Origin of the sequence: Deinococcus sp. (genome assembly GCF_018260405.1) — a bacterium.
GTDB lineage: Bacteria > Deinococcota > Deinococci > Deinococcales > Deinococcaceae > Deinococcus.
On the sequence record NZ_JAGLBG010000059.1, the window covers coordinates 1 to 15,788 of the forward strand.

General features: G+C 60.4%; 14 protein-coding genes. 6 read left to right on the plus strand and 8 right to left on the minus strand.

Annotated features, from left to right (window positions below; genetic code table 11):
- Window positions 1-82 precede the first annotated feature (82 nt).
- The 4 genes from QZ269_RS08550 to QZ269_RS08565 all read right to left on the minus strand — a co-directional run bounded on the left by QZ269_RS08550 (window position 83) and on the right by QZ269_RS08565 (window position 4,070).
- Window positions 83-766: a zinc metallopeptidase gene (locus QZ269_RS08550; protein ID WP_291426291.1), complete on the minus strand. Its 684-nt coding sequence runs from the start codon at window positions 764-766 to the stop codon at window positions 83-85.
- Between the two features lie 254 nt (window positions 767-1,020).
- Complete coding sequence (locus QZ269_RS08555; protein ID WP_291426303.1) at window positions 1,021-1,293, minus strand: stage V sporulation protein S; 273 nt, start codon at window positions 1,291-1,293, stop codon at window positions 1,021-1,023.
- Between the two features lie 212 nt (window positions 1,294-1,505).
- Window positions 1,506-2,309, minus strand: coding sequence for an orotidine-5'-phosphate decarboxylase (pyrF, locus tag QZ269_RS08560; protein ID WP_291426292.1), 804 nt, complete (start codon window positions 2,307-2,309; stop codon window positions 1,506-1,508).
- Window positions 2,310-2,501: 192 nt separating this feature from the next.
- Window positions 2,502-4,070: an ABC transporter ATP-binding protein gene (locus tag QZ269_RS08565; protein ID WP_291426293.1), complete on the minus strand. Its 1,569-nt coding sequence runs from the start codon at window positions 4,068-4,070 to the stop codon at window positions 2,502-2,504.
- Between the two features lie 101 nt (window positions 4,071-4,171).
- Between QZ269_RS08565 and QZ269_RS08570 the strand changes: the two genes are divergently transcribed.
- The 6 genes from QZ269_RS08570 (at window position 4,172) to QZ269_RS08595 (ending at window position 9,497) form a co-directional block, all read left to right on the plus strand.
- Complete coding sequence (locus tag QZ269_RS08570) at window positions 4,172-4,933, plus strand: TSUP family transporter (protein ID WP_291426294.1); 762 nt, start codon at window positions 4,172-4,174, stop codon at window positions 4,931-4,933.
- Window positions 4,934-5,289: 356 nt separating this feature from the next.
- Entirely contained in the window at window positions 5,290-5,820 is a 531-nt protein-coding gene (gene msrA / locus QZ269_RS08575) for a peptide-methionine (S)-S-oxide reductase MsrA (RefSeq protein ID WP_291426295.1), read from the plus strand.
- Window positions 5,821-6,115: 295 nt separating this feature from the next.
- Window positions 6,116-6,472 carry a succinate dehydrogenase, cytochrome b556 subunit gene (gene sdhC, locus QZ269_RS08580; RefSeq protein WP_291426296.1) on the plus strand — a complete coding sequence of 119 codons (357 nt, stop codon included), beginning with the start codon at window positions 6,116-6,118 and terminating at the stop codon, window positions 6,470-6,472.
- Window positions 6,473-6,853, plus strand: coding sequence for a succinate dehydrogenase, hydrophobic membrane anchor protein (gene sdhD / locus QZ269_RS08585; RefSeq protein ID WP_291426297.1), 381 nt, complete (start codon window positions 6,473-6,475; stop codon window positions 6,851-6,853).
- A gap of 12 nt (window positions 6,854-6,865) precedes the next feature.
- The gene (gene sdhA, locus QZ269_RS08590; protein ID WP_291426298.1) at window positions 6,866-8,617 is read left to right on the plus strand and encodes a succinate dehydrogenase flavoprotein subunit; all 1,752 of its coding nucleotides are present in this window, start codon (window positions 6,866-6,868) and stop codon (window positions 8,615-8,617) included.
- 172 nt (window positions 8,618-8,789) lie between these two features.
- Complete coding sequence (locus tag QZ269_RS08595; protein ID WP_291426304.1) at window positions 8,790-9,497, plus strand: succinate dehydrogenase iron-sulfur subunit; 708 nt, start codon at window positions 8,790-8,792, stop codon at window positions 9,495-9,497.
- A 345-nt stretch (window positions 9,498-9,842) separates the two neighbouring features.
- On the opposite strand, the gene acnA is transcribed toward QZ269_RS08595, so the two are convergent.
- The 4 genes from acnA to QZ269_RS08615 all read right to left on the minus strand — a co-directional run bounded on the left by acnA (window position 9,843) and on the right by QZ269_RS08615 (window position 15,406).
- Window positions 9,843-12,560: an aconitate hydratase AcnA gene (gene acnA, locus QZ269_RS08600; RefSeq protein ID WP_291426299.1), complete on the minus strand. Its 2,718-nt coding sequence runs from the start codon at window positions 12,558-12,560 to the stop codon at window positions 9,843-9,845.
- A 564-nt stretch (window positions 12,561-13,124) separates the two neighbouring features.
- On the minus strand, window positions 13,125-13,919 hold the full coding sequence (locus QZ269_RS08605) for an ABC transporter substrate-binding protein (RefSeq protein WP_291426300.1): 795 nt from the start codon (window positions 13,917-13,919) through the stop codon (window positions 13,125-13,127).
- A 15-nt stretch (window positions 13,920-13,934) separates the two neighbouring features.
- Window positions 13,935-14,690 carry an amino acid ABC transporter ATP-binding protein gene (locus QZ269_RS08610; protein ID WP_291426301.1) on the minus strand — a complete coding sequence of 252 codons (756 nt, stop codon included), beginning with the start codon at window positions 14,688-14,690 and terminating at the stop codon, window positions 13,935-13,937.
- On the minus strand, window positions 14,687-15,406 hold the full coding sequence (locus QZ269_RS08615; protein WP_291426302.1) for an amino acid ABC transporter permease: 720 nt from the start codon (window positions 15,404-15,406) through the stop codon (window positions 14,687-14,689). The genes QZ269_RS08610 and QZ269_RS08615 overlap by 4 nt, the downstream gene beginning before the upstream one ends.
- Window positions 15,407-15,788 lie beyond the last annotated feature (382 nt).

Below are 15,788 nucleotides of genomic sequence, written 5' to 3' on the forward strand. Positions count from 1 at the left end.
CTAGGGTAAGCTGCGCGTTCCACCGTTAAAGCCTAAAACATTTCCCATGGTTAGGGCCTCAGACAGCCTCTTATATGTGGTTTCAGTCGTCGCTGCGATTGGCAAAGCCCAGCATCTGCATAAATTGCAGGAGGGCCATAGCGAACCCGGCCACGTAGGTCAGGGCGGCGGCGGTCAGCACGTTGCGTGCGCCGCCCTGGGCCTCGGGGCTGCCGCTCAGGCCACGCTCGTTCAAAAAGGCCAAGGCGCGGCGGCTGGCGTCGAACTCGACCGGTAGCGTAATCAGGTGGAACAGCATGGCGAAGCCGAAGAAAAACACCCCGACCCACATCAGGCCGCTCAGGTGCAGGAAAATCCCGGCCATGAACAACCACGGGGCCAAGTTCATGCCCAGACTCAGGGGCAAAGCCATCTTGCCGCGTAGCACCAGGGCGGGCATATGCGACTTGTCCTGAATGGCGTGCCCGACCTCGTGCGCCGCCACAGCCATCGCCGCGACACTCGCCACCCGGAAGTTCGATTCCGAGAGGTTCACGGTCTTCTGGCCGGGGTCATAGTGGTCGCTCAGGTTACCCGGCACCATCTGCACTGGCACGTTTTGCAGCCCGTTGGCGTCCAGCATCATGCGGGCCACATCGGCCCCGGTCATGCCGCGTGGGTTAGCGACCCGGCCCCACTTGGTGTAGGTGCGGCTTAGGTAGCCTTGGATAAGCAGCGAGGCGACGAAGACCAGTAGGATCAGTGGTGTGTAGGCATCAAAAATCATTGTTTACTCTCTTCCTCCACCTAAAATCTTAGCGTACCAGACTCAGATTCCATGAGAAAAAGGCCCCGCCGACTTGACCAGGTCTTGGGAGAGCCTGCGGCGCTGTCAGTGTTAAGGATTTGGCAGGTGAAGAAGCAGGTGAGAGGCTGTTTGAACCCTGCCTGGGGGAAGCGAGGAGCCAAAAGGAACTCTGAGCAGAAGTGAAGGGGGTTTGGGCGCTTTTCCCGGAACGCGGAACTGTCCCCGGCGGCCACCTAGCCCTGTAACTTGTAGCTAAAGACCATAAACCGGATGGCGGTGCGTTCTTCGTTATCCACGTCAAGCTTAATAAAGGCGGGTTGCACGGTGAGGTCAAGCTGCTCGGCACTCAGATAGCCCCGCGTAATCGCCAGAGCCTTGACCGCCTGATTGACGGCCCCCGGCCCGATGGCCTGCACCTCGACCTGTCCGTGCAAGCGCAGCAGGGCGGCTATGGCCCCGGCGACGGAGTTGGGGCGGGAATTGGCCGATACACGTAAAGTTTCCAGAAAAGATCAGCTCCAGAGAACGCTAGAAAGTCGGGAAAGAGAAAAGAAGAAGTAGCTACGCGGCACGGTAAACACGACAAAAAAACAGTGTCGATTAGGTCTTTAACGAAATTGCGTGCAGAGATACGCTCATAGCATCACACCATCTGTAGCCTATCTCTAATCTTGAGGCAATGTACTCTAAAATACGGATTTCGCGGTATGGACTCCTATCACTTGCCCAGCGCCGCGTTCAACTCGTCGCGCAACCTTTGGGCCGCCTCACGGCTGGCAGTCACGTCCAGCTCGCGGGCGTACTGCACGGCGCGGCTGGCGCTGGCGAGGGCACCCGTTCCGTCAGGCATAAAGGCGGGCGCGAGGTCGGCGGCGGCGGCTCCCTGTGCCCCAAGCCCCGGCAGCAGCAGCAGCGCACAGGGCATCAGTTCCCGGAAGCGGGCAAGGTCGTGTGGGTGCGTGGCCCCGACCACCGCGCCGACGCTGCCGTATTCGCCTCCCTCCTGCTCGTTCAGGCGGGTGATCTCGGCGGCGACCTTTTCGCTGACGCCGCCCCCCTGCAAGTCGGCTTGGCCTGGGTTACTGGTCTTAACAAGCACGAAAATCGCGCCGCCGTTTTGCCGCGCAGCCTCGACAAACGGTGTGAGGGTTTCAAAGCCCAAAAACGGGTTGACCGTCAGGGCGTCGCCCGCGTGAGGGCCGCTCAGCCAGCCCTGCGCGTAAGCCTCGGCGGTGCTGCCGATGTCACCGCGTTTGGCGTCCAGAATGATCGGCAGGCCCAGGGTGCGGGCGCTGGCGCAGACTTCTTCGAGCAGGGTAAAACCACCCAGGCCCAGTGCCTCGAAAAAGGCCAGTTGCGGCTTGACGCACGCGGCATAGGGCGCGGCAGCCTCCAGCACGTCCAGCGTATGCTGGCGCAGCCCACCGAAGTCATGGTAAGCGTCCCGGCGCGGGTCGAGGCCCACGCACAGGCGAGTGCTGAGTTCCCTGGTTCGTTCGGTGACGGCAGCAGCAAAATTCATGGTTCGGAGGCTAACACGTCCGGTTCTGGTGGTTGCGGGCTACAGCTACCGGGCAGCCAGGAACTCGCGCCACCGTCAAAAAGGCGCACGGCCTGTCTCCCGGCTTGTTCCGCCCCGCAGCAAGTCTCCTTGCCAGAGTTCCAAAAAAGCCTGACAAGCGCGGCGCAGCCCTCCATTTAACCCCAGCCCGTATCAGTCGCGTTTGCCCGCCCCGCCCGCACTGCCGGTCATCATCAGGCCCAGCTGGGTTTCTGTGGCGTCGGCAGCGGCGACCTCACCCGCGACCTGCCCTCCGTACATCACCAGAATGCGGTCGGAGAGGTTCATCACCTCGCCCAAGTCGGCGCTGACCAGCAGCACGGCCAGCCCTTGATCGCGGGCCTGGACGATGCTGGCATGAATGAACTCGATGGCCCCGATGTCTACCCCGCGTGTGGGCTGGCTGGCGACCAGGATTTTTGGCCCCTTGCGCATCTCGCGGGCCACGATCAGTTTCTGTGCGTTGCCGCCGCTGTAGCTTCCGGCGGGCAGGGCCGTGCTGCGCGGCCTGACGTCGTATTTTTCAGAGAGGTCGCGGGCATTTTGCTCGATTACGTCCTGTTTCAAAAAGCCTAGCGGCCCGGCGAAGGGAGGGCGGTCTTGCTCGCCCAGAATGTAGTTTTCGGCGGTGGACATCTCTAGCACCAGCCCACGCTCATTGCGGTCTTCGGGAATATGCGACAACCCCGACGCCTCGACCTCACGCACCCCATGTGCCGGGCGGCCCAGGTAGGTGATCTGCCCGCTCTGCACCGGAATCAGGCCAGTGATCGCCTCGACCAGTTCGCTCTGACCGTTGCCCTCCACGCCCGCGATGCCTACGATTTCGCCCGCACGCACCTGAAGACTGACGCCGTCTACGGCATTGCGGTGTTCGCCGCGCACGACCACATCCCGCACGTCGAGCGCGACCTCGCCGGGCTGCGCGGGGGCCTTGTGCACCTTCAGGCTCACGTCGCGGCCCACCATCATGCGGGCGAGCGTTTCGGTGGTCGCGCCCGCCGCCGGAATACTGCCGATCATCCGACCGTCGCGGATCACGCTGATGGTATCCGAGATGTGCAGCACCTCGTTTAGCTTGTGCGAGATAAAGATGACCGCGTTGCCGCTCGCCGCGTACTGGGTTTTGAGAAACTCGAACAGTTCGTCGGTTTCGCTGGGGGTAAGCACGGCGGTGGGTTCGTCCAGAATCAGGATGCGTGCGCCCCGGTACAGCGTCTTGAGGATTTCAACCTTCTGCTGCTGGCCCACCGGCAACTCGCCCACCAGCGCGTCGGGGTTCAGGCCGAAGCCGAATTGCGCCACCAGCTCGGCCACGCGCCGCCGCGCCGCGCCGTAGTTGATGCTGATGCCCTGGGTCGGTTCCGCGCCCAGGATGACGTTTTCGGTAACGGTGAGGGTGTCCACCAGCTGAAAGTGCTGGAACACCATCCCGATGCCTTTGGCAATGGCGTCGGCGGGGCTGCTAAACGTCACGACCTGCCCGTCCACCACGATCTCGCCGCTGCTCGGCGGCTGCGCCCCGTAGACAATTTTCATCAGGGTACTTTTGCCCGCGCCGTTTTCACCGCACAGCGCATGCACGCTCCCCCAATTGACCTGAAGACTGATGTCGTCGTTGGCAAGCACCAGCGGAAAGCGCTTGGTGATGCCGCGCAGTTCGAGGGCCATGGGGGACTGGTGACGAACCTGGCTTAGCACGTCGGTGGTCGGAACGGTCATGGCAGGCAGTTTAACGCGGTCACTGTGTCTAGAGACTGCCCCCCCACACCCTTTGGTTCAGAAGTGCCCTAGCCCAGGCAAAAGCTGCTAGCGTCGCACAAGTGTCTACCTACCCCGGCCCCGAGGCCCTGATCTATGGCCTGCCCCTCGCCTTTCTCGCCGGATTTATCGACGCGGTGGCGGGCGGCGGCGGCACCATCACGCTACCTACCCTGTTTTTCATGGGCCTTAGCCCGGCGCACGCGGTGGCGACCAACAAACTTCTGGCGATTTTTGGGTCGGCCAGTTCGACCTACCAGTACGCCAGAAGCAGACACATCGAAACGGCGCTGGTTGTGCGTCTGATTCCGCTGGCCCTGCTCGGCAGTGCGCTGGGGGCGTATCTGGTGCATTTTATTGACCCAAACATCTTCAAGACGCTGGTAGGCGTGGTCATTCTGGGCGTGGGGGCGCTGGTGCTGCTAAACAAGCGCCTGGGCCTCGAGGATCGTTACCCCGGCCTCACCGCCCGCACGCTGGCGATCACGCTGCCCGGCACATTCATTATCGGGCTGTACGACGGCTTTATCGGCCCCGGCACCGGCACCTTCTTGATGTTCGTGTTCACGCTGGCGGGCTTCAATCTGGTCAAGGCCAGCGGCAACGCCCGCGCCATCAACTTCGCCACCAACGCGGGGGCTTTCGTGCTCTTTTTGCTTCAGGGCAACATGGTTTTCTGGATCGGCCTGCCGATGGGCGTCGCCAACGCGCTGGGGGCCTACGTCGGCGCAAAAATGGCAATGCTGCGCGGCTCGGCCTTTGTCAAGTGGATGTACGGTCTGATCGTGGTGCTGGTGGCGGCCAAGCTGTTCGCGGGCCACTAGAGTATTTTACAAAAAGATGGTGCTCTTTTGACCACCTTTTTTTTTGAGTGCAATGAGTGAAAAAGAAAGAGCAGGACGTAGAATGGCAGGACGTAAAATGAAGGGGGCGGCGGTGTTTTTCCGACGTCCCCTTCATTCGGAGAACTACTCTAATACAGGCTGCCGGTTGATTCGGCTCAATCCCGAATCACTCCGAGCGGACGCGAGAAGGAACACCCGACGGACTGGGCGGTGTGGAGCCGCAAGCGGCGGCCCTCCCGACTGCGGCAGAGTGAAGCGGCAGTCCGTCTGAGAACAGCGCCCAATGAGTCTTCTGGCCCACTTTCCCGCTTCCCCGGCAGGCGCACAATAATGCCATGAGTGAACAGGCCATACTGGCGGGCGGCTGCTTCTGGTGTACCGAAGCCATCTTGAAAGACGTGCGCGGCGTCGAGAAGATCGAGAGCGGGTATATCGGCGGGCAGGTCGCTCACCCCACCTACCGGCAGGTCTGCGGCGGCGATACCGGGCACGCCGAGGCGGTTCGCGCGACCTTCGACCCGGCGGTGGTCAGCTACGGCGACCTGCTGCGGCTCTTCATGGTCACGCACGACCCCACCAGCCTCAACCGGCAGGGGGCCGATGTGGGCACGCAGTACCGCAGCGCCGTGTTTCCGCTGACGCCCGAGCAGGAGGCGCAGACCCGCGCCGTGTTCGCTGAACTGGAACAGCAGCAGGTGTTCGGCAAACCCATCGTGACCAGCATTGAACCGGCCACCACCTTTTACGTCGCCGAGGACTATCACCAGGACTACTATGCCAACAACCCGGATCAGGGCTACTGCATGGCTGTCATCGCGCCCAAAGTCGCCAAACTCCGCGCCCACTACGGGCAACTGCTGCGCTAAGCGGCCTGGCGGCCAGCCGTCTTTGGCCCGGTAAGTCTCTAGAGTGCGCCATAACGCGCCTCTCCCCGGAGTAGAACGAGCAGGCAAAAAGAAGCGGCGGCTGGAAGTGAAGTGGATTCGGGCGCCTTCCCCGGATACGCGGAGCTGGAACCGTAAGTTCCTTAACACCTGCGCTACCCCGCCGCACGGTGTTATGCTGGGAAAGTCTGAGTTGAATGTGGTGTAGGTCAAGGCCCACCCACCGCCCCTCACCCGGTTAAGAGTGAGTGGTCAGCACCCCGAGGAGGACTAAGGAATGTATAAGGGAAGAGAAGGCCAGTGGGCATTCCTGCTTCACCGTATTTCAGGGTTAGCCATCCTGGTTTACCTGCTGCTGCACGTATTCAGCATCGGCTCGATGATCTTCGGTGAGCCGTTTTACATGAAGATTCACAACACCTACGATTTCGTGCTGTTCCGGCTTGGCCTGGTCGCGGTCGTGGCGGCGGTGGTCTATCACGCTTTCAACGGCCTGCGCATCATTCTGATGGACTTCACCAGCATCGGCGTTTCGGTGCAGCGTCAGGCGTGGTACGGCGTGCTTGTCATAACGGCTGTGGCCACGGCCTACGCGCTGTATAAGCTGATTCCGCGCATCCTGGGGGGCTACTAAATGATCCGCGCCCGAACCTACACCGACGCCCGTACCCAGGCGCATAGCAACGCCGAACTGAACTGGTGGATTTTCATGCGTGTCAGCGGACTGATCCTGATGTTCCTGGTGCTGGGGCACGTCTATATGACCTTCATTCAGGTTAGCGAGTCCGACGCCACCTACGACGCGGTGATCAACAAGCTGGGCAATCCGGCCTGGAAGCTCTACGACTGGCTGATTCTGGTGTTGGCACTGCTGCACGGCACCAACGGCGCCCGCTACGTGATCGAGGATTACGTGCGCTCGCGCCCCAACCGCGCCTGGGTCAAAATGTTCTTCTTCACGCTTGTCGGCCTGCTTTTCGCTTTCGGCACCGTCGGCCTGATGGCTGTTAAATAAGGAACTTTAGCTATGCATCATCGTTATGACGTAATTGTGGTTGGCGCGGGCGGCGCAGGACTGATGTCAGCCCTCTACGCCGCAAAAGGTGGCGTAAGCGTCGCCTGTATCAGCAAACTCTATCCGACCCGTTCGCACACGGGCGCGGCGCAGGGCGGCATTGGCGCGGCGCTGGGCAACATTCAGGAAGACCACTGGGAATGGCACATGTTCGACACCGTTAAGGGCGGCGACTACCTGACCGACCAAGACGCCGCCGAGGTGTTCAGTAAGGACATCATCGACGTGGTGTACGAACTTGAGCACATGGGTCTGCCCTTCTCGCGCACGCCAGAAGGCAAGATCGCCCAGCGCAAGTTCGGGGGCCATACCCGCGACTTCGGTAAGGCAGCGGTGGAACGCAGCTGCTACGCCAAAGACCGCACCGGCCACATGATTTTGCAGACCCTGTACCAACAGAACGTCAAGGAAGGCACGCTGTTTTTCAACGAGTTCCACGTGACCGACCTGCTGATCGAAAACGGGCGCTGCACCGGCGTGGTCGCCTACGAACTCTCGACCGGCGAGCTGCATACCTTCCATGCCAAAGCCGTGATTCTGGCAGCGGGGGGCTACGGGCGCGTGTTCAAGATCACCTCGAACGCGCTGACGCTCACGGGCGACCTCATGAGCATCTACTACCGCAAGGGCCTGCCACTGGAAGATATGGAGTTCTACCAGTTCCACCCCACCGGCCTCGCCAAGCTGGGGATTTTGGTCACGGAAGGGATTCGCGGTGAAGGCGGGATTTTGCGTAACAGCAACCTCGAACGCTTCATGGAACGCTACGCCCCGTCGATCAAAGACCTCGCGCCGCGTGACATCGTGGCCCGTTCGATGACCACCGAAATTCGTGAAGGGCGTGGTGTGGGCAAGGACAAGGACGCCATCTACATCGACCTGACCCACCTGCCGCGTGAAGTGATCGAAGGCAAACTGGCCGAAATCACCGATCTGGCCCGCACTTACCTGGGGCAAGACCCGGTCAAGGACCTCGTGATGGTGCAGCCTACAGCCCACTACGCGATGGGCGGCATTCCCACCGACCTCAACGGCCTGTGCCTGAGCGACGGCAACGGCGGCAGCATTGAAGGGCTGTATGCGGCGGGCGAGCAAGCTTGCGTGTCGCTGCACGGAGCCAACCGGCTGGGCACCAACAGCCTGGGCGACCTCGTGGTGTTTGGCCGCCGCGCCGGGAAGTACGCCGCCGAGTATGCCCGTCAGGTTGAATTTGGCGACCTGCCCGACGACCCCGAGGCCGACAGCCGCCAGGAGTTCGAGCGCCTGCGAACCAGCAACGGTAAGGAAAACGCCGCCGGAATCCGCAAGGATTTGCAGGAAACCATGATGAAAAATGTCGGGATTTTCCGTAACGGCAAGGACATGGCGTACCAGGTCGAGTACATTAAGGAACTCAAGGCCCGCTACGCCAACGTGGCCGTGGCCGACCCCAGCCGCAAGTACAACAGCGAACTGATCGAGGCCCTGGAAACCGGATTCCTGCTCGACTGCGCCGAAGCGATGGCGAGCAGCGCCGTGAACCGCACCGAGTCGCGCGGCGCCCACGACCGCGAGGACTTCCACTCGCGCGACGACGTGAACTGGCTCAAGCACACTATGGCGTACAAGGACCTGAACAGTCCTGACAATGTCATTATCGGTTACAAGCCCGTAGCCCTCAAGGGCTTCACGCGCTCGTTCGAGCCTAAGCCCCGCGTGTACTAAAGGCGTGTAGCGTGTGGTGTGTGGCGTGCCGAGAAAACACAAGGTTTTTCTACACGCCATGAGCCACCAGCCACATGTTCCGAAAGGGAAAACCATGACCCAGACCCCTGTTATAGATTCCGCAGTTAACCCCCCGGTCGCTGCCGCACCCGCCGCTGTCGACGTGCCGATGATGCGCCTGCACGTCAAAATTCTGCGTTTTAACCCCGAAACCGACAAGAAAGCCCACTGGGTCACTTACGATATGGAAGCGCAGCCCGGCGACCGCATGGTAGACGTGCTCAACGAGATCAAGTGGTACAAAGAAACCGGCCTGGCCTTCCGTCGCTCGTGCCAGCACGGGATTTGTGGCAGCGACGCCATGCTTATTAACGGGCGCAACCGCCTGGCCTGCAAGACCCTGGTGCGCGACGTGGCGAAAGACGGAGGCACCGTGACCGTCGAACCCATTCGTGGCCTCAAGGTCGAAAAAGACCTGCTGGTGGACATGGAGCCGTTTTTCGACGCCTACCGCGCCATCATGCCGTACTTTATTCACCCGACGCCCTTTCCGGCCAAGGAGCAGTACCAGTCCGAGGCCAACGCCGAGAAGATGGCGCACTCCTCGAACTGCATTCTGTGCGCGTGCTGCACAACCTCGTGTCCCATTTTTTGGGTCAACGGTTCGTACATCGGCCCCGCCGCGCTGGTGCAGGCGCACCGCTTCATCTTCGATACCCGCGACGAGGCCAAGCAGCAGCGTCTGGGCGTGGTGAACCAGAACACCGGCGTGTGGCGCTGCCGCACCGCGTACAACTGCACCGAAGCCTGCCCGCGTGGCATTCCGATTACCCAACTGATCGAGGAAGTCAAGCGCGAAGTGATGTTCGGCCAGTCGTAAAGCAGCCGGAGTAGAGATGGAGAGGCCCTAAGGGGTCTCTTTTTTTGCGCTCTTGATTTAGAGCAGTTCTCCGAATGATGGGCACGTCGGAAAAACACCGCCGCCCCCTTCATTCTAGGTCCTGATCTTTCTTTTTCACTCGTTCCACTTGGCCAAAAGATGGTGCTCTTTTACCATCTTTTGGCAAAATGCTCTAGACAGTAAATCGCAGCAAGTCTATAGTCGGCGTACTGGCAGTAAGATGTTTTGAACATATTTTTAAGTGACCGTTAAACCTAAAGCCCCCGCCCAGTTTCCCAGGCGGGGGCTTTCCTTACCTATTCTATTGTCCTAATCGGCTAACGCTTACGCCTTGACTTCGCCCTGGCTCTTGCTCAGGATGCCGCGCAGTACGGTTTGCAGGATGCCGCCATTCTTGTAGTAGTCAATCTCTACAGGGGTATCGATGCGGCACATCACGGTAATGTCGCGGGTTTCCCCGGCGCTGTCGGTCACCTTCACGGTGATGTCCTGACGCGGCTTCAGGTCGGCGGGCAGCACGAACTCGAAGGTTTCCTTACCGGTCAGCCCCAGGCTGTCGGCGGTGTCGCCTTCCTTGTATTGCAGCGGCAGCACGCCCATGCCAACCAGGTTAGAGCGGTGAATGCGCTCGAAGCTCTCGGCGATGACGGCCCGGACGCCCAGCAAGAAGGTGCCCTTGGCAGCCCAGTCGCGGCTGCTGCCCATGCCGTAGTCCTTGCCTGCCAGCACGACCAGCGGGGTGCCCGCGGCCTTGTAGTTGACGCTGGCGTCGTAGATGCTGCTGACCTTGCCAGTGGTGTAGTCGGTGGTAAAGCCGCCTTCGGTGCCGGGGGCCAGCTGGTTCTTCAGGCGGATGTTGGCAAAGGTGCCGCGCGTCATGATGCGGTCGTTGCCACGGCGGCTGCCATAGCTGTTGAAATCTTTGGGCGCAATGCCGCGCTCGGCGAGGTACTGCCCGGCGGGGGTGTCGGCCTTGAAGCTCCCGGCGGGGCTAATGTGGTCGGTGGTTACGCTGTCGCCAACCTTGACCAGTACGCGGGCCCCCTTGATGCTCTCGATCTCGTGAGCGCCGTCGGCCAGGGTGTCGAAGAAGGGCGGGTTCTGGATGTAGGTGCTGTCTTCCTTCCAGTCGAACAGGTCGCCCGCGGCCACCGGAATGGCGTTCCACTCCTTGTTGCTCTGCTCGATGCCGTCGTAGACCTTCTTGAACATGTCGGCGGTGATGCTGCGGTCCATCGCTTCTTGAATCTCGGCGTTGCTGGGCCAGATGTCTTTCAGGAACACGTCCTGACCGTTCTGGTCTTGACCGATGGGCTGGTTAACAATGTCGTTCACGACCGTTCCGGCCAGCGCGTAGGCAACGACCAGGGGCGGGGAAGCGAGGTAGTTCGCCTTGATGTGCGGGTTGACGCGGCCTTCAAAGTTGCGGTTGCCCGATAGCACGCTGGCGACCACCAGATCAGCCTCATTGATGGCCTCGACGGTGGGTTCGGGCAGTGGGCCGGAGTTGCCGATGCAGGTCATGCAGCCGTAGCCTACGGTGTTGAAGCCGATCTGGTCGAGGTAGCTTTGCAGGCCAGCCGCCTCGAGGTACTCAGTCACCACGCGGCTGCCGGGGGCAAGGCTGGTTTTGACCCAGGCCTTGCTCTTTAGGCCCTTCTCGACGGCCTTTTTAGCCACCAGACCAGCAGCGATCAGCACGCTGGGGTTGCTGGTGTTGGTGCAGGAAGTAATGCTTGCCAGCGTCACGGCGCCGTGCCCGATTTTGATGTTGGTGCCGCCGATGGTGCCCTGGGCGCCGAGCTTGTTCTCAGGCAGCTCGAAGCCACGGTTCTTGACGGGAGCCGTCAGCGCCTCGTTGAACACGGTATGCATGTCCTTCAGGTTCACGCGGTCCTGCGGGCGCTTGGGTCCGGCAAGGCTGGGAACGATGGTGCCCAGGTCGAGTTCGATGGTCTTGGTAAACACGGGATCGGGCGTTTCGTCGGTGCGGAACATGCCCTGGGCCTTGTAGTAGGCCTCGACCAGTTCGATTTCGTCTTCCAGGCGTCCCGTGCGGCGCAGGTACTTGAGGGCCTCGTCGTCCACGGGGAAAAAGCCCATGGTCGCGCCGTATTCGGGAGCCATGTTGGCAATCGTGGCGCGGTCGGGCAGGGTCATGTTGCTCAGGCCCGCGCCGTAGAACTCGACGAACTTACCCACCACGCCAGCGCTCCGCAGCATTTCGGTCACGCGCAAAGCGAGGTCGGTGGCGGTCGCGCCTTCGGGCATCTGGCCAGTGATCTTAAAGCCGATTACGTCGGGCATCAGCATGTAGATCGGCTGGCCGAGCATCACGGCTTCCGCTTCGATCCCGCCGACGCCCCAGCCCACGATGCCCAGACCGTTAATCATGGTCGTGTGGCTGTCGGTACCCACGAGGCTGTCGGGGTAGACCACGGTGCCGTCGTCCTCGGGGCGGCTCTGCACGCCTTTGGCGAGGTATTCCAGGTTAACCTGGTGAACGATGCCGCTGGCGGGAGGCACTACGCCGAAGTTGTCGAAGGCCTGCTGGCCCCAGCGCAGGAACTCGTAGCGTTCCATATTGCGCTCGAATTCCAGTTCCATGTTGCGCTGAAGGGCCATTTCGGTGCCGAACTCGTCAACCTGCACCGAGTGGTCAATGACGAGGTCAACGGGAATCAGCGGGTTGATTTTACTGGGGTCGCCGCCCAGTTTGACCATCGCCGAGCGCATGGCGGCGAGGTCCACCACGGCGGGCACGCCGGTAAAGTCCTGCAAAATCACGCGGGCAGGCTTAAAGGGAATCTCGACTTCGGGGTTGGTGGCGCTCCACCCCGCGACGGTTTCCACGTCTTCACGGCGCACGTCGTAGTCGTTGGCCTCGCGCAGCACGCTTTCAAGCAGCACGCGAATGCTGACGGGCAACTTGCTTACGTCGTGGCCCTGGAGCTTGTTCAGGTTGTAAAAGTAGTACTGCTTACCGCCGGGAACGGTCAGCGTGTCGCGGGTGTTAAACAGATTCATTGCCTTGTCTGCCATGAGTATTCCTCCTCAAGCGCGTTGCCTACAAAAATGGCATCTATTGACGCTTGTTTGTTCTCCCATGATAAGACGAACCGGCGCTTGACGGGGCGTTACTAGGAAAGGCAGCAGGCCGGAAATTGTCACCCCTGTGGAGACAACAGAGGTTGGGCTGTCTTGCACGGCGGGGCTGCTCCTGATGCGCTCCCGCCCTGACTGCTGATGATGCCAACTGCGCTCACACGCGCTTATGGGCCTCGCCGCGAGCGGCGGATTTGCCGGGACGTTTTCACCCTGTCGCTGTTGATGTGCCGGGTAGGCTTGCTGCGTCCGGGTGGGGCAATCCAGACATTATATGGATTCCGATTGATTCGGTGCAGTTCTGAATCAATCCGAGCGGATGTGAGTAGGAACAGCATACGGGTTTCGCGGTATGGAGCCACAGACGGCGATTTTCCGACTGTGGCGGAATTTAGCGGAATCCGTATTAGAGCAGTTCTGCGAATGATGGGCACGTCAGAAACCGCACTGAATGAAAGACCCCGCCCAGCCTGAAAGCCGGGCGGAGCCTTTATGCAAGCGTTACTTAATGATATTTTCGGGGTTCAGTTTCCACTGCTTCACGATTTTTTCGGTCGTACCGTCGCGGGCCATGTCATTGATGGCTTTGCGCAGGGTGGGCGTGAGTTTGCTGCCTTTATTCAGGTAAAAGCCAATCTGGTTTTCGGGCGCGTAGGCGTGCGGCACAACCTTGAGCTTGCCGCCCGTTTTGGCCATGATATCGGGCGTAGACACGTCTTGCCCAAAGGCGGCGTCGGCCTTGCCGTTCATCAGGTTTTGAATCACGTTGATGCCCTGGTCGGTGCCAAGCAGATTGACCGGGGGCAATTTATTGGTAGCCAGCAGATTCTTGAGTTCAGTGACTTTTTGCTCGTCAGCAGAGCCGCTTTGGTAGCTCAGGGTCTTGCCCGCCAGGTCACTGAGGCCCTTGATGCTGGTGTTGTCGGCCTTGACCAGCAGGGTGTAGCCAGTTTTGAGGTAAGGCACGGGGTCGGCGGCGGCGCTGCGGGCCGGGGTGACATACAGCGACGACCAGGCCACGTCACAGCGGCCCCCATTCAGCGCAGGAATAATGCCCGCCAGCGAGACTTCTAAGGGCTGAAAAGTCAGGCCCAGTTTCTTGGCAAGGGCTTTGGCAAGGTCAACGTCAAAGCCGACGGGGTTGGTCTTGTCTGCGCCAACGTAGTACTCCATTGGGGCGTAAGCGGCGTTCATGCACACAGTCAGTTTGCCGGGCTGGACGTAGGTGCTGGGCGCAGCGTGCGCAGTAGATAGGGCGGCGGCGAAGGCGGTCAGCGTAAGCAGGGTCTTATTCATGGGGAATTCCTCCGGTTAGTGCAAGTGGCTTAGAAAGCTGCGGGTAATAGGGCTTTGCGGATGGTCAAAAAACTGTTCGGGCGGGGCCTGCTCCACGATTTGCCCCTCATGAAACAGCGCCACCTCATCGGCAATGGCGCGGGCAAAGCGCACTTCGTGGGTGACGACTACCATCGTCATGCCGCCCGCTGCAAGTTCTTCTATCACATTCAGCACTTCGCCCACCAATTCGGGGTCAAGCGCCGAGGTCGGCTCGTCAAACAGCATGACTTTGGGTTCCAGCACTAGGGCGCGGGCAATGGCGACCCGCTGCTGCTGCCCGCCTGAAAGCTCACTAGGAAAGTGCCGCTGATGGTCTTGCAGCCCCATGCGCGTAAGCATCGCGGCGGCTTTTTCGTGGGCGCTGGCGCGGGGCATGTTCTGGGTCAACAGCAGCCCGCTGGCAACGTTGTCTAGGGCGTTCATGTGGGCAAACAGGTTAAAGCGCTGAAACACCATGCCAATGTGCTGGCGTTGCCGGGCGAGGTGCGCTTCGGGCAGGGTTCGGCCCGTTTGGGGGTTCACGCCGAGGCGCTGGCCTTCGAGCAGCACCTCGCCCGCGTCGGCAGGTTCCAGCAGATTCATCACGCGCAAGATGGTGGACTTGCCCGAACCCGATTTACCCAAAATAGCCTTGACTTCGCCCCGGTGAACCGTGAAGTCCACGCCCTTCAACACTTTGTGTTGCCCGTAGCGTTTGTGCAGGTTTTTGGCGACCAGCAGGTCTTTCATGCGGGCCGCCTCGCCGGGAACAAGCCGCGTGCGGCGGGCAAAGACACCCAGCGCATCCGGTATTCCAGCAGCCTCTGCACCAGCATCAGCACGCTGACAATCACGAGGTAGTACACCGCCGCCGCCGAGTAGTACTCAGCATATTTGAAGGTGTTGGACACGTTGATGCCCGCTACCGTCATCAATTCTTGCAAGGAAATCACCGAGGCCAGTGACGTGTATTTCAGCACGGCGATAAATTCATTGCTGCTGGGCGCGGTGGCGACCTTGACCGCCTGCGGCAGCACAATTTTGTACAGCACCCGGCGCGGCGAGATGCCCAGTGAGCGGGCGGCGATTTCCTGCCCGCTGTCCACACTGGCCAGCGCCGAGCGAATAATTTCGGCCATATACGCGGCCTCTACAATAGACAGGCCAATCCAGCACGCCAAAAATGAATTAAACCATTTTTCTTTAAGAGGCGGAAAAAGCTGCGGCCCCACGTTCCAGACCACCAAGAAAATCAGCAGCGTGGGAATGGCACGGAAAAACCAGACATACGCCGCCCCAAAGCCCTCTAAAAAGGCGTTTCCAGAGCGGCGGCACAGCGCGATGCCAAAGCCGATGATTGAGGCTGCCAGCATAGAGAGCAGCGCCAGTGCCAGCGCAATCCCTGCGCCCCGTAAATACTCCATAGAAAAAAGCGCTTTCCAGAAAATCTGGGAGTCAAATTCCACCTTTAGACTCCACCGCTATGTTCCACTGGGTACTCTCATATTGGGGCCTCCAGATTTTATCTGTCCTTAGAGCGTAGTTAATCTTAAGCGGCATGTAGCTGTCAAGCTGTTTAAGTAGCGCCCGGATTCGCTCTGCAAGCAGCTTTACGAGTCTATTTTCACCAGGAGCTTCTACCTACTAGCGCAGCTTTGCAGCTTTGCAAGTCCGCTTGGGGTAATCACCTAGTCATCACCCGGCAGGTACCTATCACGACCTAGTTTTTTTGCTTTTGCTGTCGCAATGTGGTCATCAGTCCGCTATACCCTTCAGAGGCTGTCTGAGGCCCATATCGTCGGAGTATCCATGCTGCCCTCTTCATCAGGCGCACAATCGCTGGAGCAG

Bases quoted from the DNA above. Each gene is read 5' to 3' on its own strand.
- QZ269_RS08550 (WP_291426291.1), bottom strand. From the start codon at position 766: ATGATTTTTGATGCCTACACACCACTGATCCTACTGGTCTTCGTCGCC.
- pyrF (WP_291426292.1), bottom strand. From the start codon at position 2,309: ATGAATTTTGCTGCTGCCGTCACCGAACGAACCAGGGAACTCAGCACT.
- QZ269_RS08565 (WP_291426293.1), bottom strand. From the start codon at position 4,070: ATGACCGTTCCGACCACCGACGTGCTAAGCCAGGTTCGTCACCAGTCC.
- msrA (WP_291426295.1), top strand. From the start codon at position 5,290: ATGAGTGAACAGGCCATACTGGCGGGCGGCTGCTTCTGGTGTACCGAA.
- sdhC (WP_291426296.1), top strand. From the start codon at position 6,116: ATGTATAAGGGAAGAGAAGGCCAGTGGGCATTCCTGCTTCACCGTATT.
- sdhD (WP_291426297.1), top strand. From the start codon at position 6,473: ATGATCCGCGCCCGAACCTACACCGACGCCCGTACCCAGGCGCATAGC.
- sdhA (WP_291426298.1), top strand. From the start codon at position 6,866: ATGCATCATCGTTATGACGTAATTGTGGTTGGCGCGGGCGGCGCAGGA.
- QZ269_RS08595 (WP_291426304.1), top strand. From the start codon at position 8,790: ATGCGCCTGCACGTCAAAATTCTGCGTTTTAACCCCGAAACCGACAAG.
- acnA (WP_291426299.1), bottom strand. From the start codon at position 12,560: ATGGCAGACAAGGCAATGAATCTGTTTAACACCCGCGACACGCTGACC.
- QZ269_RS08605 (WP_291426300.1), bottom strand. From the start codon at position 13,919: ATGAATAAGACCCTGCTTACGCTGACCGCCTTCGCCGCCGCCCTATCT.
- QZ269_RS08610 (WP_291426301.1), bottom strand. From the start codon at position 14,690: ATGAAAGACCTGCTGGTCGCCAAAAACCTGCACAAACGCTACGGGCAA.